Source organism: Bacillus sp. FSL H8-0534, assembly GCF_038005885.1.
GTDB lineage: Bacteria > Bacillota > Bacilli > Bacillales > Bacillaceae_G > Bacillus_A > Bacillus_A pseudomycoides.
On sequence record NZ_JBBOUC010000001.1, the window covers coordinates 1,359,033 to 1,377,290 of the forward strand.

Annotated in this window: 36 protein-coding genes; all 36 read right to left on the reverse strand. The window is 34.5% G+C overall.

What is annotated here, in order from left to right:
- Position 1 precedes the first annotated feature (1 nt).
- A complete protein-coding gene (locus MHH71_RS06980; protein ID WP_078211500.1) occupies positions 2–580 on the reverse strand; it encodes a major tail protein in 579 nt (192 codons plus the stop codon).
- On the reverse strand, positions 581–910 hold the full coding sequence (locus MHH71_RS06985; RefSeq protein WP_078211498.1) for a hypothetical protein: 330 nt from the start codon (positions 908–910) through the stop codon (positions 581–583).
- The gene (locus MHH71_RS06990) at positions 907–1,269 is read right to left on the reverse strand and encodes an HK97 gp10 family phage protein (RefSeq protein ID WP_078211496.1); all 363 of its coding nucleotides are present in this window, start codon (positions 1,267–1,269) and stop codon (positions 907–909) included. The genes MHH71_RS06985 and MHH71_RS06990 overlap by 4 nt, the downstream gene beginning before the upstream one ends.
- Positions 1,262–1,561 (reverse strand): phage head closure protein, encoded by a 300-nt coding sequence (locus MHH71_RS06995; protein ID WP_078211494.1) that lies wholly within the window; start codon positions 1,559–1,561, stop codon positions 1,262–1,264. Before MHH71_RS06995 ends, MHH71_RS06990 begins: the two co-directional genes overlap by 8 nt.
- Complete coding sequence (locus MHH71_RS07000) at positions 1,558–1,827, reverse strand: head-tail connector protein (protein WP_078211492.1); 270 nt, start codon at positions 1,825–1,827, stop codon at positions 1,558–1,560. Before MHH71_RS07000 ends, MHH71_RS06995 begins: the two co-directional genes overlap by 4 nt.
- On the reverse strand, positions 1,820–1,981 hold the full coding sequence (locus MHH71_RS07005) for a hypothetical protein (RefSeq protein ID WP_176134300.1): 162 nt from the start codon (positions 1,979–1,981) through the stop codon (positions 1,820–1,822). The genes MHH71_RS07000 and MHH71_RS07005 overlap by 8 nt, the downstream gene beginning before the upstream one ends.
- A 14-nt stretch (positions 1,982–1,995) precedes the next feature.
- The gene (locus tag MHH71_RS07010; RefSeq protein ID WP_078211490.1) at positions 1,996–3,174 is read right to left on the reverse strand and encodes a phage major capsid protein; all 1,179 of its coding nucleotides are present in this window, start codon (positions 3,172–3,174) and stop codon (positions 1,996–1,998) included.
- A 13-nt stretch (positions 3,175–3,187) separates the two neighbouring features.
- On the reverse strand, positions 3,188–3,772 hold the full coding sequence (locus MHH71_RS07015) for an HK97 family phage prohead protease (protein WP_078211488.1): 585 nt from the start codon (positions 3,770–3,772) through the stop codon (positions 3,188–3,190).
- Positions 3,738–4,949 (reverse strand): phage portal protein, encoded by a 1,212-nt coding sequence (locus MHH71_RS07020; protein ID WP_078211486.1) that lies wholly within the window; start codon positions 4,947–4,949, stop codon positions 3,738–3,740. The genes MHH71_RS07015 and MHH71_RS07020 overlap by 35 nt, the downstream gene beginning before the upstream one ends.
- 15 nt (positions 4,950–4,964) lie before the next feature.
- A complete protein-coding gene (locus MHH71_RS07025) occupies positions 4,965–6,650 on the reverse strand; it encodes a terminase large subunit (RefSeq protein ID WP_078211484.1) in 1,686 nt (561 codons plus the stop codon).
- A complete protein-coding gene (locus tag MHH71_RS07030; RefSeq protein WP_078211482.1) occupies positions 6,643–7,017 on the reverse strand; it encodes a hypothetical protein in 375 nt (124 codons plus the stop codon). The genes MHH71_RS07025 and MHH71_RS07030 overlap by 8 nt, the downstream gene beginning before the upstream one ends.
- Before the next feature lie 101 nt (positions 7,018–7,118).
- Positions 7,119–7,565, reverse strand: coding sequence for a hypothetical protein (locus MHH71_RS07035; protein ID WP_078211480.1), 447 nt, complete (start codon positions 7,563–7,565; stop codon positions 7,119–7,121).
- Positions 7,566–7,570: 5 nt separating this feature from the next.
- Positions 7,571–7,864 (reverse strand): HNH endonuclease, encoded by a 294-nt coding sequence (locus tag MHH71_RS07040; RefSeq protein ID WP_078211478.1) that lies wholly within the window; start codon positions 7,862–7,864, stop codon positions 7,571–7,573.
- Between the two features lie 193 nt (positions 7,865–8,057).
- A complete protein-coding gene (locus MHH71_RS07045; protein WP_371399389.1) occupies positions 8,058–8,321 on the reverse strand; it encodes a hypothetical protein in 264 nt (87 codons plus the stop codon).
- 66 nt (positions 8,322–8,387) lie between these two features.
- Positions 8,388–9,137 (reverse strand): DNA-methyltransferase, encoded by a 750-nt coding sequence (locus tag MHH71_RS07050; RefSeq protein WP_078211474.1) that lies wholly within the window; start codon positions 9,135–9,137, stop codon positions 8,388–8,390.
- Positions 9,138–9,552: 415 nt separating this feature from the next.
- Positions 9,553–9,729, reverse strand: coding sequence for a hypothetical protein (locus tag MHH71_RS07055; RefSeq protein ID WP_176134299.1), 177 nt, complete (start codon positions 9,727–9,729; stop codon positions 9,553–9,555).
- A gap of 313 nt (positions 9,730–10,042) precedes the next feature.
- Positions 10,043–10,585 (reverse strand): tyrosine-type recombinase/integrase, encoded by a 543-nt coding sequence (locus MHH71_RS07060; protein ID WP_078211472.1) that lies wholly within the window; start codon positions 10,583–10,585, stop codon positions 10,043–10,045.
- Positions 10,582–11,052, reverse strand: coding sequence for an ArpU family phage packaging/lysis transcriptional regulator (locus tag MHH71_RS07065; RefSeq protein WP_078211470.1), 471 nt, complete (start codon positions 11,050–11,052; stop codon positions 10,582–10,584). The genes MHH71_RS07060 and MHH71_RS07065 overlap by 4 nt, the downstream gene beginning before the upstream one ends.
- Before the next feature lie 24 nt (positions 11,053–11,076).
- The gene (locus MHH71_RS07070; RefSeq protein ID WP_139358560.1) at positions 11,077–11,256 is read right to left on the reverse strand and encodes a hypothetical protein; all 180 of its coding nucleotides are present in this window, start codon (positions 11,254–11,256) and stop codon (positions 11,077–11,079) included.
- Positions 11,257–11,486: 230 nt separating this feature from the next.
- On the reverse strand, positions 11,487–11,609 hold the full coding sequence (locus tag MHH71_RS07075) for a DUF3983 domain-containing protein (protein ID WP_078211468.1): 123 nt from the start codon (positions 11,607–11,609) through the stop codon (positions 11,487–11,489).
- Positions 11,610–11,775: 166 nt separating this feature from the next.
- The gene (locus tag MHH71_RS07080) at positions 11,776–12,180 is read right to left on the reverse strand and encodes a DUF7448 domain-containing protein (protein ID WP_078211466.1); all 405 of its coding nucleotides are present in this window, start codon (positions 12,178–12,180) and stop codon (positions 11,776–11,778) included.
- A gap of 90 nt (positions 12,181–12,270) precedes the next feature.
- A complete protein-coding gene (locus tag MHH71_RS07085) occupies positions 12,271–12,657 on the reverse strand; it encodes a hypothetical protein (protein WP_078211464.1) in 387 nt (128 codons plus the stop codon).
- A 36-nt stretch (positions 12,658–12,693) separates the two neighbouring features.
- Entirely contained in the window at positions 12,694–12,891 is a 198-nt protein-coding gene (locus MHH71_RS07090; protein WP_078211463.1) for a hypothetical protein, read from the reverse strand.
- 23 nt (positions 12,892–12,914) lie between these two features.
- On the reverse strand, positions 12,915–13,295 hold the full coding sequence (locus tag MHH71_RS07095; RefSeq protein WP_078211461.1) for a hypothetical protein: 381 nt from the start codon (positions 13,293–13,295) through the stop codon (positions 12,915–12,917).
- A 38-nt stretch (positions 13,296–13,333) separates the two neighbouring features.
- Positions 13,334–13,789: a nucleoside triphosphate pyrophosphohydrolase family protein gene (locus tag MHH71_RS07100; RefSeq protein ID WP_078211459.1), complete on the reverse strand. Its 456-nt coding sequence runs from the start codon at positions 13,787–13,789 to the stop codon at positions 13,334–13,336.
- A gap of 17 nt (positions 13,790–13,806) precedes the next feature.
- On the reverse strand, positions 13,807–14,058 hold the full coding sequence (locus tag MHH71_RS07105; RefSeq protein ID WP_078211457.1) for a helix-turn-helix domain containing protein: 252 nt from the start codon (positions 14,056–14,058) through the stop codon (positions 13,807–13,809).
- Positions 14,059–14,083: 25 nt separating this feature from the next.
- The gene (locus MHH71_RS07110) at positions 14,084–14,248 is read right to left on the reverse strand and encodes a DUF3954 domain-containing protein (protein ID WP_078211455.1); all 165 of its coding nucleotides are present in this window, start codon (positions 14,246–14,248) and stop codon (positions 14,084–14,086) included.
- An 18-nt stretch (positions 14,249–14,266) separates the two neighbouring features.
- Positions 14,267–14,626 (reverse strand): cell division protein SepF, encoded by a 360-nt coding sequence (locus tag MHH71_RS07115; protein ID WP_078211545.1) that lies wholly within the window; start codon positions 14,624–14,626, stop codon positions 14,267–14,269.
- A 39-nt stretch (positions 14,627–14,665) separates the two neighbouring features.
- Positions 14,666–15,112, reverse strand: a complete 447-nt coding sequence (locus MHH71_RS07120) for a hypothetical protein (protein ID WP_078211453.1) — start codon at positions 15,110–15,112, stop codon at positions 14,666–14,668.
- Positions 15,109–15,399, reverse strand: coding sequence for an AbrB/MazE/SpoVT family DNA-binding domain-containing protein (locus MHH71_RS07125; RefSeq protein WP_078211451.1), 291 nt, complete (start codon positions 15,397–15,399; stop codon positions 15,109–15,111). The genes MHH71_RS07120 and MHH71_RS07125 overlap by 4 nt, the downstream gene beginning before the upstream one ends.
- Before the next feature lie 17 nt (positions 15,400–15,416).
- Positions 15,417–15,611: a hypothetical protein gene (locus MHH71_RS07130; RefSeq protein WP_078211449.1), complete on the reverse strand. Its 195-nt coding sequence runs from the start codon at positions 15,609–15,611 to the stop codon at positions 15,417–15,419.
- 2 nt (positions 15,612–15,613) lie between these two features.
- On the reverse strand, positions 15,614–16,477 hold the full coding sequence (locus tag MHH71_RS07135; RefSeq protein ID WP_078211447.1) for an ATP-binding protein: 864 nt from the start codon (positions 16,475–16,477) through the stop codon (positions 15,614–15,616).
- Positions 16,419–17,300, reverse strand: coding sequence for a DnaD domain-containing protein (locus MHH71_RS07140; RefSeq protein WP_078211445.1), 882 nt, complete (start codon positions 17,298–17,300; stop codon positions 16,419–16,421). Before MHH71_RS07140 ends, MHH71_RS07135 begins: the two co-directional genes overlap by 59 nt.
- A 217-nt stretch (positions 17,301–17,517) precedes the next feature.
- On the reverse strand, positions 17,518–17,685 hold the full coding sequence (locus MHH71_RS07145) for a hypothetical protein (RefSeq protein ID WP_176134297.1): 168 nt from the start codon (positions 17,683–17,685) through the stop codon (positions 17,518–17,520).
- Positions 17,682–17,858, reverse strand: a complete 177-nt coding sequence (locus MHH71_RS07150) for a hypothetical protein (RefSeq protein ID WP_176134298.1) — start codon at positions 17,856–17,858, stop codon at positions 17,682–17,684. The genes MHH71_RS07145 and MHH71_RS07150 overlap by 4 nt, the downstream gene beginning before the upstream one ends.
- A gap of 40 nt (positions 17,859–17,898) precedes the next feature.
- Entirely contained in the window at positions 17,899–18,126 is a 228-nt protein-coding gene (locus tag MHH71_RS07155) for a helix-turn-helix transcriptional regulator (RefSeq protein WP_078211441.1), read from the reverse strand.
- Between the last annotated feature and the right edge of the window lie 132 nt (positions 18,127–18,258).

Here is an 18,258-nt window from a genome sequence, read left to right on the forward strand (position 1 = left end):
ATTACGCTCCTTTTGGTACTTTCACGTACACTTTTTTGTACCAGTTATCATAAATTGCTGGTGTTGTTTTAGCAGTTGTTTTTGTTTTAACCATTCGTTTTCCAGTGATATCAATAGGACTAGATACGAATTTCAATTCATTTGTATTCGGTTCAGCAGAGCTTGTTTTTGTTTTAGATGAAATTGTAGGACGACTTGCTGTGCAATTGAACATAACGTGTCTAGTTGCTTTCACGTCACCGTCGAATTCAAATAATAATGCGAAGTTCTTCCCTTTCGCATCAGCTAATTCGTTTAATACTCCATCTTCTGCATCAAGCTGTTCACCTAATGCATCAATGGCAAATTGTTCTGGAATAGTAGCGATATTTAATGTTCCATCATAACCTTGGTTATTACTTGCAGAATAATAAAGCATGTCATCTGCATAGAATTCGATCAGGTCTCCACGTGGATCGAATGTTAATTCAACAGCACCTGGCATTGGAATTGGTGTTCCAAATGTAACTACACCATCTTTTACTTCATACGTTGCATAATGAACATTTTTCAAACCAAAAGCCACTTTGTTTTCTGGCATTTACATCAACCTCGTTTCATATATTTTTTGATATAATTTTTCAGATTCAATAAAAACCTCAAATGATTCATAAGGTATCTCAAGATCATCTAAAACCTTTTCTAACTTAGATTCTGTAACCAAATCTTTTCTTAATGTATAAAGCTCAATGCTTACATCATTTATTTTTTGGTATACCTTGTTATCCGCCATCATGTTTGATGAGCCATCCACAAGGAAACAAATATAAGGCGGTGCTGGTACTGGATTATCTGGAGTAGCTGTGAAATGCGAATAAGCCACAGGATATCCTGTAGCATCAAGAATTTTTTTCAATTCAGCTAATGTCATTGCCTTATCGCCCTTTCCACACGCTCGATGAAATCATTTACCGCATGTTCTTCTGCTGGAGCAATATGAACTTTAGCTGGAACACGTCCGCCATTTACTTTTGCATGACCTTTTTCTAATAAATGAGTTAATTGGTAGCGAGTTGCGTTATGAACAATATATTTCTTTCCTTCTTTCTTCTTACGCCACCCTTTACGATATGCACCACCATTAGGACTCTTAGGACTATTTTGTCGCAAGTCATTTACAACATTATCTGAAACTTCGTCTCCAGCTTTATCAATATCTTCCTCAATTACGTTTGCATATCGTTGTAATTCCCTGGCAATCTCATTTGCTAAACTATCGATACTAGCCACCAGATTTCACCTCACAATAAAGCTCGATTTTTTCATCATCTCTTTCGTATGTGCGGTAAATACTATATGTTTTCTTACCATATTTCACCTTAGTTTCTTCTTGATAGTCCAACAAATGAACAATCAATGTACAACTAGCTTTAATTCCACTTTGCCCAGCTTGGAAAAATTCCGACTGTGGAACAGACTTTTTCTTACAAAACACTTGCCTACTAAATGTTTCGATTTCCTCTTTTTGTCCTAGTTCATCTTCAATAGTTGTAACAACTGGAAACAATAAAATATCGTTCATTTATAATCACCTGCTAAAGTTAGGTGGTTTCTAAGCATGTTATAAGATAATTGGAATCGTTCTGCTTCTTTTGCATCTGGAATAAAATTAGCTTTTACATAAGTGATAATCGCTCGTTTAATAAGTGGATCAGTGTCCACACTCGCTTTTGCTGAAGAAACGCCCGACAACATTAAGTCGTGCCGGGCTGCTTCAATTAAATCTGAAATTTCATCATCAAGAGCATTATGTGAAACACGTAATGCTTTTTTTATAACATCAAGCATCTTTCTTTACCGTTTTCTTAGGTGGTGTACTTAAATATCCTTCTTTAACCAAAAAGGTGATACGTTTAGAATCTGCTGATTCGTACATATCACCTTCCGAATATCCTATTTGTGTATCTTTATCGACAAACGGCTTAATCACTAAGCTTTTCATCTGTTATCAGCTCCTTAAACTGCTGCTGCCTTTTTAAGAACTACAAGAGAGTTCACATTAACTGCTTTGCCATCGACAACCATAATTGCTTTTGTAACCATGTCGTCAGTTTCGTTATCTTCATATTTTTTAACGCCCATTTGGTAATTAGTGTTAAGAAGGTAATCACTGAAATTGAATAAGAAACCAAACGGTTTGCCAGTTGCAGCAGTAGAGAAGCTATCAATATAGTTACAAAGAACAACATTACGACCTAACAGAACTCGTTCTGCTTTACCATTAATACCGTAATTCGTTCTTGCGATAGGTTGTCCACTTGTATCTACCATTCCGGCAAACGACATAAATGTTTTCTTTGTCATGCACCAAACAGCACCATCTTCATATTCGAGTGGTAATGCTGCTTCTGCATCAACCAATGTTTTATACTCAACTTTAGCAACATCTAACGCTTGTCCTGCAACTGGTGTTTCAGCCAAGATACCTTTTGGTTGTCCTACTCCAGTACCATTGATAATTGATTGCTCAATCGCCTTTGTCATTGCTTCCACAACGTTATTAATTAAAGTAGATTCAAAGACAGGTAACGCCATAGTATCAACTTCTAATGATACTGCTACTGCACAACGAAGTTTATTGTAGTTAAATGTGATAGCACCTGTTGTTTTCTTTTGCTTATCACTTCCTGCGCTTTCAGCTACCCATGAAGCCACTGGTTTTACAGAAGAAATTGGAACACTTACGCCACCTTTAATCGCTGTACGAGTAACAAGTGGAAGAATCATACCAACTGCTTCAATTTTTTCGATAATTTGATTCAATACTGTTTGTGGAATAACAGATCCTACATCACCAGTTTTAGTAACTGCATTAGCACGAAGTTCAGTAGGGATTGCTTCTCCACGTAAAACATAATTCATGAAAGCATTACGATATTCTAGTGAATCTGTTCCTGATTCACGCTCTTCATTTTGTTGAGTGTTGAAAGTGTGAATTGTACGAGTTTCAGGTGCACCACCATCATTAATAGCACTAGCTTCTTGCAATAAACGTTGACGAGTTTCGATTCCATTTTGCTCTTCACTAAGTTCACGTAATTCAGTTTCTAATGCTGCTAAATCAACTTCTCCAGTACCTTCTAATGCTGTGCGGATTTCCGCTTTACGTTGTAAAATTTCTTGTAAACGATTCATATATCATTCTCCTCTATAAGTAAGTTTTTAAGATTAGTTTTTTACGTAAATCATTTTGATTTCTTTCTTCAATATAATTTTTATATGGATCATGAGATCGTGCTGAAACTTGTGAATCTGGGTATGCAGGGAAAGCAACAGGACTAATTTCTATAAGTTTAGATTTTGTAACACTACGAATTATGTTATCTGGGTCCGTCTCATCCCACTCTTCTTTAACCATTTGAAAACCAAATGAAACACCGTCAATATCACCGCGCTTAATAGTTTCGTATGTGTCATTTCCAAGCGTTGTATTAGCTAAATCTAATTCAAATCGTAATCCTATGTCATCCTCAAATAATCGAAGAGTTCCATTTTTTGTTCTACCTAATACCTGTGATGTATCATGACTCCATAGTGCCAATTGATCGTCAGAAATTAACGAATCTGTAAATGCACCGCGTTTAAATTGTTCTTTGAATCGGCGCCAATACCCCATTGTGACTGATTTCATTTCCCATTTTACTGCGTAACCTGAAATTGTTTTGATACCATTTTCAGATTCTCTAAATTCAATGGTATTACTGACTAGTTCCCTTTTTTCCGTTTTGTCCATTATTATCACCCCCTTCTGTTGTATTACCATCTTTAACTAATGCTGTGTCTAGTCTGCGGATTGGTTTATCTCCGCCTTCAATAGGTCCTAGTGAAAGAATAGAACGCCATTCGTTAGGGGTCATAGCGCCTCGGTCTACCATTTGAACAAGATTCATTTTTGTAGACATGGAAGCATATTGAAGGCTTGATGCTTCAAAGATAATCTTGTTTCCAAACCCTCTTTCGCGACGTGAAAAAAGCTTCCTGGTAAATTCTCCAGCAAGCTGCATCGCCAATGGCTCTATTTCAGATTCGTAATAAGCATTCCATTCATCTTCTGAATATTTACTTTGTATAATTTTTTCGTTCGTATTAAAAAAGTTATATATTCGTTGAATAGTTTCTTGCATTTGTTTTGAATCTGGAACAAACGCTTCAGGTTTAACTTGTTCTAAATCATAACGTGGATCAGATGAAGCGGCTCCGCCATTAACATTGTCGATACTTAAATAATTGGTAACAAAGTTTTTTACTTGTGTATCGATGTCCTCTTGCTTTAAAACAGACTTGAATTTCAATATCCATTTCACTACCGCACTATTTTTAATTGCTTTTACAATCCCTTGATCGGTAGTTGTAACAATATCCATTAATGAAGATAATGCTGTTCCTGGATGTTCTCCAAAAAAGTCATCTTCATTGAAATCTTTTCTGAGATGAATTACATCTACATATGGAACAGTCATTCTCTTTCCATTTTTAAAATAAAAGGTTAAGAAAATATCACCTTGTACTCCTTCCACAACCTCTACAGTTATACAAGGAATAGGATAAATTTCAGTCGCAAAGCCAAGTTCATCTCGTTTAATGTAAGCAAATGCATTATGATTCAGTTCTAATTGCACTGTCATTTTTTCTTGAAACATTTGACCTGTCATTAATGGATTCGGCTCTTCTAAAATAAACCTCATATACGGATCTGGATTCACTTTAAATTCATTTGCATTATCTCTAATATGTTTAGCAATTAATTTACCTACCGCTTTCGTTTTAGGTCGTATGCAAGCTCGAATAATATCGCTCTGATAGATATCACCATTCCAAGCGAAAAAGCCACCACCATTATCGTTTATCATTTCAAAACGAGTTGTAGTAGGGGCTTGTTTCTTTCCAAATATCTTATCAAATAATCCCAATATCTCACCTCCCTCTTAGATCATATTTAGATAATCATTTCGCTTTTCTTGAAGAACAACATAAGCATTAAGAAGAGCCGCTGTTCCATCAATTCGGCGTCTTTGATTTTTTGTTTTATTCGGTTGGATGTTTAAGTTCTTATCAACATCAATAGCTGTATTAGAAAGGCACCATTTATCAATAGGATTATTGTTATAATTCACTAGTTTAGATTCCAAATCAGCACCTAACAACTTCATTGGGCTAGAAAGTGTCTGTTTCCCTTGAGCGACAGGTACCATAGCTTCTTTTCCGAAATAACCTTCCATTTCTTCAACCCAGTAATTTGCGCTCCATCTGTCATAACCAATCCAAGGAATGTATATACCACACTCATCTCGTATTTCTAAAAACCATTGGGTAACATACTTATAATGAACCGAATTTCCAGGTGTAGTTCTTAATAATCCTTGTTCATGCCATAAATCATACGGAATATCATCTTCTTTACTCCGTTGTTCTAGTAAATCTTCAGGTAACCAATACATTTGTTTAACATAGATATGTGGATCATCAGCAACCATAAAAATAACTTTCGCTGCTGTTAAATCGGTAGTTGAAGATAAGTCACAACCACCAATTCCATACGAAGGTTTTAATTCAGTCTCACTATATTTAGCTATATTATTTAATTGTTCAAAGGTTAACCAAGCTTCCGTTGATGTTTCACGAATATTGAAGTCTTTTGTAAGCAAATTTTTTACAAGCATAGGATTCGCTTTGGCCTTTTCAACTTTGCTTCTAAGTTGGTCTTCATTTTTTATAGTTCCTAGTCCTGGATTTGCTTTTTTCCAACACTTTGGATCTATCCATTCTTCTCTTTTATCAAGCTCATAAATAATCGGAAGAACCCTTTCATCTTTATATCCTTCTGGATCATCATATCCATTTATAATACGTTCGGCTTCTTCGTATTTAATATCAAAAATTCCTTCTCTTACAGTTCCAGCAGTCGTTGTAATAATAGAAATCGGTTGTTCTCGTGCCGTCATACCATCAACAATAACGTCATAAAGGTTCTTATCTTCAATAGCGTGTAATTCATCTATTAATGAACAATGAACGTTTAGTCCATCAAGTGTATTTGAATCACTCGAAAGCGGTTTAAAAGAACCATCGTTAAAATCAGAGATCATTTCAGCTACTAATGTACGAATTCTCTTTGAAAGAATCGGTGACTTTTTAACCATTCTCTTCGCTTCAGACCAAATGATTTTAGCTTGGTCTTTTTTAGTTGCTGCAGATACAATTTCTGGACCTGGTTCATTATCAGCAACCATTAAATAAAGAGCGATAGCTGATCCCCAAGCTGATTTCCCATTTTTCCGTGCAACAATCAACATAAACTCACGGTATTTTCTTACACCGTCTATCTTATGAACAAATCCGAATAAAGCTGCTGTCATTGCTTTTTGCCATAGTTCTAATAAAAAAGGCTTTCCGCCCATTTTACCTTTACTATGCTTACAAAAGTTTTCGATGAATTCTATAGCATGATTTGCACGTTTGGCGTTATATTCCCATTCACTTTTTGTACTACTGATATCTGTGACGAGCTTTTTATAAACTCGCCTTACTTTATCTGATACAATTTCTTGTTTAGTTTTTATTTTGTACCAGTATTCTAGAATTGGATTATAAGATATAGGGTACTTAATCACGGCCGTTTACAAACTCATCAAACCCATCGCTCTTCTTTTTGGGTTCTGGGGGGATTTTAGGAACATAGTCGCCAAGTTGTTTCATGATAGATTGATAATTTTTATTCATCGATATATATCGCCGAGCTTGTGGACGTTCTCTTTCATATGGCTCTTGAGTCTCTGATTGTGAGAACATTTCATCATACCCGTTTTCATCAAGATCCTTTCGAATATCTTCTAACCGAACTCGTAAGTCTGCAGCTTCAACAATTAACCCCTCTACAACCAAGAGGGTATCTTTTGGCATTTCTTTATATATCCGTTTAAGTCTGTTTATTTCCTTTTTAACTCGGTCTTCTTTTGTTAACACTTTCTTTATCGCCATCAATAACACCTCATTTCTTCCGTTTTGGGGTAGGGGGGTCACGCGAAATGACCTGTGTGTTACACGAAGCTCCCCCCTCGGTCCCTATAAAAAAAATTTTTTTATTTTTTTAAGGGGGGGATTGGTTCTTTTTGCTCCTGATTGTTTTCTTTTACTAATTCATCAATTAGTTTATTGATTAGATTTATATGAATTTCTTTTTCTTCCTTTAGCTCTGTATCTTCTTGTAACTCTTTAAATACTTTAAGTACGTCCGATATCTTTTCTTTACTTACATGTCCATTTAGTTCTGTATTATCAATAGCATTAAAAATTATACCAAGAGCAATAGCTTTCTCTACCTTAGTTAAGGCTACACCTTCATGCTGTTCTTTTGTACACGACTCTTGTTTAACTTCTTTAATAGACTGTATTAGGTTAGCATTATATACATTAAGATTAGTTGCTATCGGAACTACCGCTGAGTTCTCGTTAAATAGAAATACTTTCCCATCAACAACTTCTGATTTTCCATTTTTAAAAGTAACTTCATAACTACGTAACATCATCCTTATTACCTCCTAATTAAATCTCCATTACTATCAAACATTACACCTTCAACAACAGGACTGTTCCTCTCATGGTGCTCACGGTTATGACAGTCCTGGCACAATAGTTCTAAATTACTAAAGCTTAATGTAATCTCTGGATCATTAATGTTATCTGGTGTTATGTAATCTTTATGGTGAATTATCTTCCCTGTACTTTGGCACCTTTCACATAATCCATGCCGTAGTTTGAAGTATGACCCTCTACACTTCTTCCATGCTGTAGACTTATAGAACTTCTTTGCGTATTCTTTTGCCATGTCTACTCCTCATTCTTTATACTCACCAATACGATAACCACAGTAGATTACTAGCAAAGTAACAAGTGTACCTAGAAAGTATCCCGTTAAGCTTCCTAACCAAAACATCCCATCACTTCCTTCGCAAAATAAAATAAGACGCTGTACCGATCACGGCAGTGCCTAGGATAATTGCTATTGGTTTAATCACAACTTAAATCCAGATTTTTTCTTCTGTATTATTAATTCGTTGTATGATGTCTGAAGGTTTCACTTCACCGCATAATTCAATACCAACCTTAGGGAAATATTTGATTGGTTTACTTTTACCTGTAATTCTATTCATAACCGTTTCCAACTTCTCCAACGCAGCCACACATTCATTAGCGGCTTCAGTTACTTCCTTAATGTTTTCATTCGCTTCTTTTGTATCGACTTCTACCTTTACTGATAATGCACTCTTCTGTTCACTCATCATTCATCCTCCTCCAAAATAAAAAGAGAGTTTCATCTTGAAACTTTCCTTATAAATAAAAAGCACCCATTACGGATGCTTAATTGTTTGTATATGTTTTGCTACTCGTTCATTACCTAACTTCCAATACTCTTCATCCATCTCAAATCCAATGTAATTTCTATTCGTATTAATGCATGCGATAGCAGTAGTAAATGACCCCATGCAATTATCTAATACTGTTTCGCCTTCTTTTGTATATGTCTTGATTAGATATTCGAAAAGAGTGACTGGTTTTTGTGTTGGATGAAATGTCTTGCTTTCCCGTGGAAAATCTAAAATTGATTTAGGGTAATTTGTATACTTAGTTACATGCACTTTACTTAACGATTCATTATTTCTCTTACCAAAAATTTTTAATTTCTTACCTGTACTCTTTCTTTGAATTGGTTTGTCCAAAAGAATTAAGTCTTGCGGATAGTATGAAGGCAATTTCTTATAAAATACCAATACATTTTCATGATTCTTTAATGGCATTCTATTTGCATTCGGAAATCCTGTTGTATGATTTCCTTTCTTCCAGATCCATTCGTAACGAAATAGCTTTAAATTAGAAGCAATTACCTTTGTAGTGAATGGTTGACTTGCTGTTAAAAGGATAGCTCCATTGTCCTTTATAATCCTTTCGTATTGTTGCCATAACAGATCAAAAGGAATAACCTCATCCCAATGACAGGAAGTCGTTCCGTAAGGCAAATCACACAGAATTAAATCAATAGATTTATCCTCAATCATTTTCATTCCTTCTAAGCAGTCCATATTAAGTACCTGATTTAACATTCAATATCCCATCCATTTCTATAAATATGATTTGAACACTTTTAGATAGTTTTAAAATCTGGTACGTGAAGTTTTATCCTTCTCTCAGTCACCTGATGTTGTTTACCAACTAAATCTATACATTATCAAGTGGCTGAGAGAAGAGCAAAAAGCCCTCTTCTACATTAACGGTATCATTCGATCAGTACCATCTGCTGGTTACGGATTTTATGTGCCGTCATTATGAAGCCGTTTATAATTTTATAAAGAAATCCTTATGAGTAATGTTTTCCGCCACTACTCACAATACAAATATAACACGTTGAAAACCAAAACGTGTCCGTAAATAGTTCGCAAATTGTCCGTGAATAGTTCGCGTTTTATAAATAGAAAAAAGCTACTTTTAGTATAAGTAGCTTTTTAAAAATACAATTCATCAGATTTCTCTAATTTTATAGCATGTTACATTTGCCAAGTTAATTTGAGTTTCATCATTCCCAAACCAATTGCTCTTTTCAATCTCTTGGATTATTTCGTTACGATTATTTGCATCTAGTAATATACTTCTTGAATGTTCTTTTTCAAACATAAATGTAACTTTAAATTCCTTCATTTTTATGCCCCCTTCCAATATTAGTCTTTTTAATTATCTATATAAATAATTTTTATGTCAAACAAAATTACCTATGTCATTCCAAATACTATAAAATGACTTAATACTGTTTCATTTTTCAACCTCTTTTCACATAGTTTTCATCATATACAGTCTGTATTCATTAAAAATGAATTAGCTATAATCTAGATTGTGTTGAATTAAGCTATCTCGTTTCCCCTTAGATACATCAAGCTTTTCGACACATCACTAAAATGAATTTGACACTTTTCTTTTGTAACTAATTTAAAAATACATAAAAAAATATATAGTCTTAGATTTTGAATTTCTTTTGATAATCATTTAATGTATCTTGTTCAATACCAATGTATCTCAACGTTTCTTTTTGGTCTGTATGATTTAACATCCGTTGTAACACCACTACATCTTTAAACTGTTTATAATGATGATAACCATACGTTTTCCGAAGCGAATGAGTCCCAATACGTTCTAACCCAAACTTTTGCGCAGCTTGATTCAATATGACATATGCCATTGATCTAGTTATAGGCTTATTCTTTCCATTCCTACTTTTGATAAGGAATTCATTCTTATGCTTTCCTTTTGAATATTCTCGTAATGCTTTCTTTAATTCAGATGGCATCTGTACTTCTTTTACTTTCTTTGTTTTCTTTTCGCGAATAAAGATACTCCATCCTTCTACATCTCGAACTCGCAAACGTAAGATGTCTGAAATACGTAACCCAGTATTAATACCAAGAAGGAACAGAATGTAATTACGTTCATTCTGTTCCTTGAAATATTCTTTTATTTCTTGAATCGCTTCTTTATCTCGAATTGGTTGAACAAGATTCATACACTCTGCACCTCTTTTTGTTTATGTTTCTTTTTATATACTTCTTTTTTTAAGTTAAAAGCTAAACGCAATATAGCTTGACCTTTGATCTCGTAATATTTTGTTTTCCCTATTCCAAGTTCCAACCAGATATCTAGATCATAACCTGGTACATCTTCCATAAAGAACTTGATAATAATTTTCCTTTCGTCATCTCTCAAACGATTTACCGCAGCGTGAACCCAATCCATAAATTCATGTCTTTCTTGCTCGTATTCTACTCTCTCAATCGCGATGTTCTCTGTAGAACTATTAAATTCATTTGTAACTGATGGAGGAACAATAGAATATGCTGGTGTAACCTTTGGTAAAATATCGCTTGGCATTGTTGCTAAATACATACGATAATCTTCCATTACTTTTTCAACTTCTTTTTTCGTTTTCTTTCCATCTACAATCGGCATTTTGAATGATAATTGCTTATTCATACTGAATTCCTCCTTATTTATTAATTACTTCTGTCTTAATGCTCCACGTCTACGTTCATAACGTGGTCCATGAATCCCCATTAAATCCTCAATATCACGTGTAGTTAATTTTTCTTTTCGTTTTTTCTTCTTTTTCTTTTTTGTTTGATTTGCTTGTTTTTTCCACTCACGTAATTGGTCTTTTAATGCTTTAATTTTCCCCATCTCCCTTTTCAAAATAAAAAGGACACCATTTCTTAAAACAGCTATAGTTGCTGTTCTAAAAAATTGGTGTCCTCTAGTTTTCTAGCCGGACTATATGCATTTCTCAACTCGAATTTTGTCTAATAATTTCGTTTTTTATTCATCCAGCTGATACATTAAACTTGTTATAATAAATGTATCATTGCCATCTGAAAAAGCGACTCGTCCCCAAACGGGTTGCTTTTTCTTTTTCATTTCAAAATACCAGCTTGTATAAAAATGTTTCTCCAAGCAGTATCGATACGATGTTTTTCAAATAACTTAGCTCTACGAGCGATTGCTTTCTTTATTTTTCGTTTTTTACGCTTTTTCATCGTTTTTCCCCCTTTAATTTCACCTCAAAACCGATGAATCATTTTATACAGTGTTATTACACGTTTTTAGACATTATAATGCCCACAAGACCTATAACATTCGAAAAAGATTTAAACGTCAAATCCCCTTATTATATAGAGCCGTTTTTTCGACAAAAGGATTATTTTATAGCACTTCATCATGATTAATTTGTTTTGAAATAACTTTAGCCTCATGACCGTAATATCCATTATGTTCGTTGTAAGCGATAAACTGGAGAGTTCCTTTAGATGTGACAATATCAACAAACATCACGTCACCTTCGAAATACTCACTTTCTATATCCAAATCATGTTTTTCAAGAAGACCCTCTTTTAATTCTGTATCAGTTATTTTTACATCAATAAGTTCTGCTCCTATAAAATCATTGAAGTCATCTTCTGACATAAAGTAACCAAAGTTTTCACAGCAAGATTGTTCATCGTCAATTAATAGCTTTATTACCTGTTCGTTTGTCGTAATCGCGTAACCACTCATGCTGGACCAACGTACTTCTTCTTGATGTTCCACAATCTTTAAAATTTGTTCCATTTTCATCATTCCTCCCTGAATAAAACTCAATCTTTTGTCAATACTGTAGACAACATGATATTTCTCCAACCCCCAATTGGAGCTGAGCAGTTAGCTTTTGCTAGCTGCTCTTTTATCGCGCTTGTCCACCTCAACCCATTCACCGTCATATAACATCCAACCGCCATGAACGTACAATTCTTTTTGTGAGTTCTCCTTGCTTCGCTTTTCACTTTCAATACGTTCTAAAATTCCTCTTAGTGTTTTTTGCGCGTTTATATAATTGCTTTCTAGTTTCATAATTTGTTTTTCGTTATTTTCTACATATCGCATATATGCTTTGACTCTTTGCTCACTCCACTTAACTTCTTCTTTAATTGGCATCGCCCAATGAACTGCACCTGTATCTCTCGTTAACTGTTGTGCCTCTTCACAAGCTTTAAAATAGTCTTCGTGAGTTTCCATTACTTCTCCATCTAAATAAACTCCGTATTTCATATCCATTCCCCTTTTCTACAAAATGAAATTTTTATACTAATTACTTTCATATCTCATAATCCAATTCAATCTCATAACTACTTGTTCCAAAATGACTATTTGTTTATTAACGCCATCACGATATTCTTCACTATGAATTCTAGAAAAGCCATTCTGGATCCGTTTTAAGCCTGATTTTCTTCGTTCCAAATCAGTAATAAATTTTTTAATTTCTTCAGATTTCAATCCGCTCATCCTTTTCTATTCAAATAACGCTTTTATATGATTTCTCCCCATTGATTTTGTAGATAACTCCAACACTCTTTTAAATATGATTCAATTTCAGGCAAATCTTTTTCTGTAATGGTTTTTATAAAAACAGGTCTGTAAATTCCTTTTCTTTGCAGTATAAAGAATAACCATAATGAAAATTCTCCATCTATTTCTTTTTCCGCTTCAAAATCCCATTTAGCTTTGATATCGAACCTGAAACAATGGTTGTAATCATGATCAATCTCATTATCTCCTATAAACCAATCATCCTTAAATTGTTCCCATGTTTCAGCTTCGTACCTCCCGAAATTTTCACCGTTTCTATTACCTACATAAAAGTTATTACCCGAACTATAATAGTTGTGATTAGTCTCTTTTAATTCCACTTTTACCCCTCACTTTTATACAAAATTCAAATTTGGTCTTACTTTACATCGACACGTTTTTGACTAGCTTCTCTACTAAATCCATCCGGGTATCTTTCAGCTAATTTTGCAATATTCATTTCAGCAATATCTTGTAAGGTATATCCCATTTCGTGTGCCATAATCCCTACGTAGTACATAATGTCTCCAAGTTCTAAAGCTAGTTTATGAACATTTCCGTTCTCTTCTCCTGGGCAATGAGCCGGCTGAAATCCATGCCCATGATAAATTGCTTTTTTGACTAGATCAGCAACCTCGCCAGCTTCTCCCGTAAGTCCTAATGCTGCATTTGAAACACGCCCACCGAAATCGTTATTTGTATTCCATGTACGTAATGTTGCTTCTTGATATTGATCTAATTCACAAATTTGATTGATATTCATTTCAGCTTGTCCTTCCTTTGATTTACTGATTAATTTAGTAGCTTCAAACACTCCATTTTCCATTGCTTTCATTTTGATTTCCCCTCTCTTTAACAAATCCCTAATCCCATTGGACGATTTTCAATCATATACTTATCAGCTTGGTCTATAACAAGAAGCGCAACTTCCGATTGATGCCTTCTTAATGCCTTAGCCATTTCTGGCAAACTCATATTTTGCTTCCACATATCCCGAAAGCGTATAATGTCTCGCTCATCCCAAATGAAGTTAGCTTCTTCTAAAGCGATGTATATTTTCAAACGTGATTCCTTCATCGCTTCATGATTTCTTGATACGCTCATAAGCGAACCTACCTTCTAAAAATGATTATTTTATCTTTTCAGTAAACTTAGTATCCACACGGTCTACTTTTCCGTTCTGCCAAACAGCAACTTGTTCACCAAATCCGCTAGCTGGTGGTTCTACTGCTATCACACGGCCATCTTTTACAACATAGATTTTATTATTAGAAGTATCGATCTCTACTTTCATAAACGCATCTCCCTTTGTTCACTTCATGTACTCAATAACATTAGGTTTAAATCCACTACCTAGATATATCCTTACTGGAACGACTTCTTTATGATCCCTGGCTGCCTTGCACAATTCTTCCGCCGATTCCCAATTGAAAGATTTGTCTCGTGCACGCTGGTAACGCCAAATACCAATAGCATGCTCTTCAAATATTTCATACGATTCACTTGGGCTTGTTTTACGAGGCAATTCATCTGTACTTTTTGCATTACGAGGAATCAACACGCGTACATCTGTATATGTAACCTTTCCTGTTCCTCGTTTCACTTTTGCTTTACTGACATCAAACTGCATAATTTCCGGCTCCACATCGAAAATATTCAATTGCTTAGCCATATCCATCTACGCCCCTTTTTAAGTTAGTAATCTATAAAACTAAACTGCATACACACCTTTTCTTATATCTTTAATAATCCGTCCACTTTTATTGAAGTATGCTATTTCAAATCTTGGATCACAGTTGTATATTTCCATATCTCCATCAAATACAACTAATAAGTTACTTTTACAGTTCCCAATGATTTTTCCCATTCGTCCCAGGACCTGTACTTTCATTCCGATATAAGCAAATGGTATTCCTCGTTTTTTACACATACGCTTAAATTGTTCTTCTTCTCTCAAAGATGGATTAATATCTGTTAATCCTAAATTTTCACATCTTACAAACTTCGTAAATTCATGAACATTCATTGTGACAAACTTATCTTTAAGTTTTAGGAAATACTCATACTTTGCTTTCTTCTCCGTACTAGCAACAATAATTTCCTCGCATGGCCAAGTATCAAAAATAGTAGACACTTTGAACTTGAATTGTAGAATCATTTACCAAGCCACCCCTTTTCTTTGCCTTTTTGAAGAATGAGATCCATTACAACCTCCGCTCCTTCTCGACTAAGAGCAATCCGTCCACCTAAAAGTTCTACATTGTCTTCAGAAAGCTCGCCTGTTACTAGGCAAGCTTTCTCATGTTTTCTTAAAACAATGTCCTGATTATCAACATGAAACTCCATTGGTGAACCTTCAACAATACCTAATGTTCTACGCATTTCAATTGGAATAACTACACGACCAAGCTCGTCCACTTTTCTCACGATCCCCGTATTCTTCATTTAATTAATCCCCCTTATTAACTAGCTTTTTGATTTCTTTTGGATTCTATTGCCTTTGCCATTTCTTCAAACTGTACTAACCATGCTTCCCAACGTTTTTGGTTTGCTTCTTGCTGTTGTATCGCCACTTCACAATTACAACCATTTGTTTCAATTACACCTGGATAAGTTTCTTTACGAATAATTCCCGTACCGTTGCATAATGCACACATTGTTATTCCCCCTTTTTAAAATTGCGTAATCTATAATTATCCCCATGCATTTCTAACATTTCGGCGTTTTCCATCATCCGACTAAAATCACGTTCTCCATACATTCCTGCTAATTCATCGATAGTAAAATTTGTAGTAAACAAAGTACTCTTACCTATACGACTATCAACGATTTCATTTGTTTTTGTTTGTTTCCATGTAACCCCTTCTTTATCTTTCTCCGTGAATTCCGCTCCGAAGTCATCGATAATCAAGACATCAACTTTTGCTAGAAGGGACATAAGCTTGTCCTCTGTCATTTCACTGTTTTTATTCCAAGTTGATTTGATTTTGGTAAATAGCTTATTCATTTGAATGAACATTGCACTGTGACCCTTTTTCATAAGTTCTTTAGTGGCTGCCACACACAAATGACTTTTCCCTACTCCATAATCGCCGGTTATAATCATGCTTGTTGGTTCTTCTTTATTAAATGAAGCGACGAAATTCATGATTGTTTCTTTCGCATCAGCTAATTCCTTTTTAGGTGGTACATAATTTTCAAATGTAGCTTTTTTAAGCTTGTCATTTATTAAACTGTTATCAGCAAATGAATCATATAAATAAATGATTTCATTTTTCTTTTTTATGGCTAGTGTCTCTTTAGCTAAGTTCTGATCTTCGTTTTCTACCGATCTACATTGTGGACAAAATTCTTCATTTGTTTCTTTATCTATCAACATACGTTTGCTGCAAACATCTTTAAAATTGTCTTTTCCTACTAAAAAGACGTTCTTACATCTATTAGGAGACAATACATATCTTTGACTAGCGTTTTTTGAAGTCGTATTTTTCGATGAAGCTACTATCTTTTTGATTGCTTGCATTTTTTTTCTCTCCTTTTTTACCTTTGTTTTTAAACTCAGTTTCTAACGCATGAACATCTGCTAATGTACGAATATTTTTATTAACCCACTGTTTTAAAATGCCCTCAGCATAGTTCCATTTTTTCTGTTGTTTCAATGCCCGTTCCATGGCTGCTTGTACAAGTTCTTCGCTTGTATCGTTTGCCCATTGGGTAATACTATCGGCTACGAATGGGTTTAAAATCCCGAAATTATTTTCATAGAATGAGAAGACATTACTACTACTTACATTCTTTGTAGTAATCTTTGTAGTAATATCTGTATTTGTCTTACGTTTTAACGTAGGAGACTCTTCCGTTTTATAGTAAGAGGGTGGTACATTTGGTTGTAATAGCCTATTACGTTCTAACGTAGGAGGGGTGCCGTTCTCCCAATATAAAACTGATATTTTTTGTATTTCTTCAGGAACAGGTTCTATGAACATTACATTGTTACATCTAGTTCCATTTACAAACACTGTGCGAAACTCAATATGAACCAGCCCTCTATCCTTCAAATAATCACATGCGTCTTTCACTTGTCTTTTTGTAAAGCCGAATGAATCTGCAAATTGCTGATAGCTTTTTTGAAGTGTATCCGCTTTAAACTTTTGTTTGTACCTCACGTTATTTGAATGCTCATCTCTTACTTCTGTAGGCTTGTACCAATAAACAACCTCTCCTAATATGGAAATCGCAACCATATTGGGTTTTCCGTTGTCTAGTGTTATCGTTTTAAACCAACCATGATCTATGACATTTCCACGGAAGTTCATCTGTCCTATTTGTAAAACTACGTTGTTCAAACCAGTCACTCCCTTTCGCAAATCGCCATGTACGATTCACCATCTTGAATAATTTTCTGTATTTTGTAATTGGGATAACTAACACTTAAATATTTTCTAATCATTTGATTTAACTCTTTTTCATTTTTTGATTGCTCCAAAAATTTCCGAGGTAACAGTACTTGATAAGGAACTAAAGTCAGTTGCATGTACTACTTACTCACTTTCCGTGATATACTTATGACAAGTGTTTTTTTCTAAAGGACCCATGGCCGTGGGTCTTTTTCTTTTGCTCTATATCACTCCATGCCCATCTTTGAATCGGTTCATAAGTGATATAAATTATCCAAATACAAGCAACGATTAACAGCCCGAATATTGCTAATGAACCAGTATCCTCCATCATGCTGTTGCACTCCTTCTTAAATTTGTTGAATCACTAATGTTTTTCTGTGCTTTACAAGTCACCTTCACTTTTACTCCAAAGTGATTTTCGTATGCTTCTTTAAATACATCCTCAATTTTCCGGTGACCGTACACTTCTTCAATAATGAATCCATTGATTGTTCTTTTTGACATTTCCCTTCCCCCTTAATATTCCCTAAGGGAATATTAATATTTAAAAAAATTCGACTTGCTCCCTGAACAAATCTGTAACATCTTTTTCTAAAACTAATGCAATTTTAGCTGCTAGGTTATAATAGATATTCTTTTTATATTTCTCGTTATTTATAACCTTGTAACAATAACTATATGAAATGCCTAACAGTTTAGCTAGTTCTTCATAAGTATATCCTGATTCTTCAAATGCCTTTTTTAAGTTAGTTTTCGTTGTACTGTTATTCATTAATTATCTCCTTTCAATAGCTGTTGCTCTTATAATAATATTCCCTAAGGGAAAATTCAAGTGTTTTTTCAAAAAAATTATCCCAAAAGGAATTTTTTTTGGTTTGATTTTCCCGATAGGAAATAATATAAT

What these genes read in the sequence shown, in the direction of transcription:
- MHH71_RS06980 (WP_078211500.1), bottom strand. Translation starts at nt 580, where the DNA reads ATGCCAGAAAACAAAGTGGCTTTTGGTTTGAAAAATGTTCATTATGCA.
- MHH71_RS06985 (WP_078211498.1), bottom strand. Translation starts at nt 910, where the DNA reads ATGACATTAGCTGAATTGAAAAAAATTCTTGATGCTACAGGATATCCT.
- MHH71_RS06995 (WP_078211494.1), bottom strand. Translation starts at nt 1,561, where the DNA reads ATGAACGATATTTTATTGTTTCCAGTTGTTACAACTATTGAAGATGAA.
- MHH71_RS07000 (WP_078211492.1), bottom strand. Translation starts at nt 1,827, where the DNA reads ATGCTTGATGTTATAAAAAAAGCATTACGTGTTTCACATAATGCTCTT.
- MHH71_RS07005 (WP_176134300.1), bottom strand. Translation starts at nt 1,981, where the DNA reads ATGAAAAGCTTAGTGATTAAGCCGTTTGTCGATAAAGATACACAAATA.
- MHH71_RS07010 (WP_078211490.1), bottom strand. Translation starts at nt 3,174, where the DNA reads ATGAATCGTTTACAAGAAATTTTACAACGTAAAGCGGAAATCCGCACA.
- MHH71_RS07015 (WP_078211488.1), bottom strand. Translation starts at nt 3,772, where the DNA reads ATGGACAAAACGGAAAAAAGGGAACTAGTCAGTAATACCATTGAATTT.
- MHH71_RS07030 (WP_078211482.1), bottom strand. Translation starts at nt 7,017, where the DNA reads ATGGCGATAAAGAAAGTGTTAACAAAAGAAGACCGAGTTAAAAAGGAA.
- MHH71_RS07035 (WP_078211480.1), bottom strand. Translation starts at nt 7,565, where the DNA reads ATGATGTTACGTAGTTATGAAGTTACTTTTAAAAATGGAAAATCAGAA.
- MHH71_RS07040 (WP_078211478.1), bottom strand. Translation starts at nt 7,864, where the DNA reads ATGGCAAAAGAATACGCAAAGAAGTTCTATAAGTCTACAGCATGGAAG.
- MHH71_RS07045 (WP_371399389.1), bottom strand. Translation starts at nt 8,321, where the DNA reads ATGATGAGTGAACAGAAGAGTGCATTATCAGTAAAGGTAGAAGTCGAT.
- MHH71_RS07050 (WP_078211474.1), bottom strand. Translation starts at nt 9,137, where the DNA reads ATGTTAAATCAGGTACTTAATATGGACTGCTTAGAAGGAATGAAAATG.
- MHH71_RS07055 (WP_176134299.1), bottom strand. Translation starts at nt 9,729, where the DNA reads ATGAAGGAATTTAAAGTTACATTTATGTTTGAAAAAGAACATTCAAGA.
- MHH71_RS07060 (WP_078211472.1), bottom strand. Translation starts at nt 10,585, where the DNA reads ATGAATCTTGTTCAACCAATTCGAGATAAAGAAGCGATTCAAGAAATA.
- MHH71_RS07065 (WP_078211470.1), bottom strand. Translation starts at nt 11,052, where the DNA reads ATGAATAAGCAATTATCATTCAAAATGCCGATTGTAGATGGAAAGAAA.
- MHH71_RS07070 (WP_139358560.1), bottom strand. Translation starts at nt 11,256, where the DNA reads ATGGGGAAAATTAAAGCATTAAAAGACCAATTACGTGAGTGGAAAAAA.
- MHH71_RS07075 (WP_078211468.1), bottom strand. Translation starts at nt 11,609, where the DNA reads ATGAAAAAGCGTAAAAAACGAAAAATAAAGAAAGCAATCGCTCGTAGA.
- MHH71_RS07080 (WP_078211466.1), bottom strand. Translation starts at nt 12,180, where the DNA reads ATGGAACAAATTTTAAAGATTGTGGAACATCAAGAAGAAGTACGTTGG.
- MHH71_RS07085 (WP_078211464.1), bottom strand. Translation starts at nt 12,657, where the DNA reads ATGAAATACGGAGTTTATTTAGATGGAGAAGTAATGGAAACTCACGAA.
- MHH71_RS07090 (WP_078211463.1), bottom strand. Translation starts at nt 12,891, where the DNA reads ATGAGCGGATTGAAATCTGAAGAAATTAAAAAATTTATTACTGATTTG.
- MHH71_RS07100 (WP_078211459.1), bottom strand. Translation starts at nt 13,789, where the DNA reads ATGAAAGCAATGGAAAATGGAGTGTTTGAAGCTACTAAATTAATCAGT.
- MHH71_RS07105 (WP_078211457.1), bottom strand. Translation starts at nt 14,058, where the DNA reads ATGAGCGTATCAAGAAATCATGAAGCGATGAAGGAATCACGTTTGAAA.
- MHH71_RS07110 (WP_078211455.1), bottom strand. Translation starts at nt 14,248, where the DNA reads ATGAAAGTAGAGATCGATACTTCTAATAATAAAATCTATGTTGTAAAA.
- MHH71_RS07115 (WP_078211545.1), bottom strand. Translation starts at nt 14,626, where the DNA reads ATGGCTAAGCAATTGAATATTTTCGATGTGGAGCCGGAAATTATGCAG.
- MHH71_RS07120 (WP_078211453.1), bottom strand. Translation starts at nt 15,112, where the DNA reads ATGATTCTACAATTCAAGTTCAAAGTGTCTACTATTTTTGATACTTGG.
- MHH71_RS07125 (WP_078211451.1), bottom strand. Translation starts at nt 15,399, where the DNA reads ATGAAGAATACGGGGATCGTGAGAAAAGTGGACGAGCTTGGTCGTGTA.
- MHH71_RS07130 (WP_078211449.1), bottom strand. Translation starts at nt 15,611, where the DNA reads ATGTGTGCATTATGCAACGGTACGGGAATTATTCGTAAAGAAACTTAT.
- MHH71_RS07135 (WP_078211447.1), bottom strand. Translation starts at nt 16,477, where the DNA reads ATGCAAGCAATCAAAAAGATAGTAGCTTCATCGAAAAATACGACTTCA.
- MHH71_RS07145 (WP_176134297.1), bottom strand. Translation starts at nt 17,685, where the DNA reads ATGATGGAGGATACTGGTTCATTAGCAATATTCGGGCTGTTAATCGTT.
- MHH71_RS07150 (WP_176134298.1), bottom strand. Translation starts at nt 17,858, where the DNA reads ATGTCAAAAAGAACAATCAATGGATTCATTATTGAAGAAGTGTACGGT.
- MHH71_RS07155 (WP_078211441.1), bottom strand. Translation starts at nt 18,126, where the DNA reads ATGAATAACAGTACAACGAAAACTAACTTAAAAAAGGCATTTGAAGAA.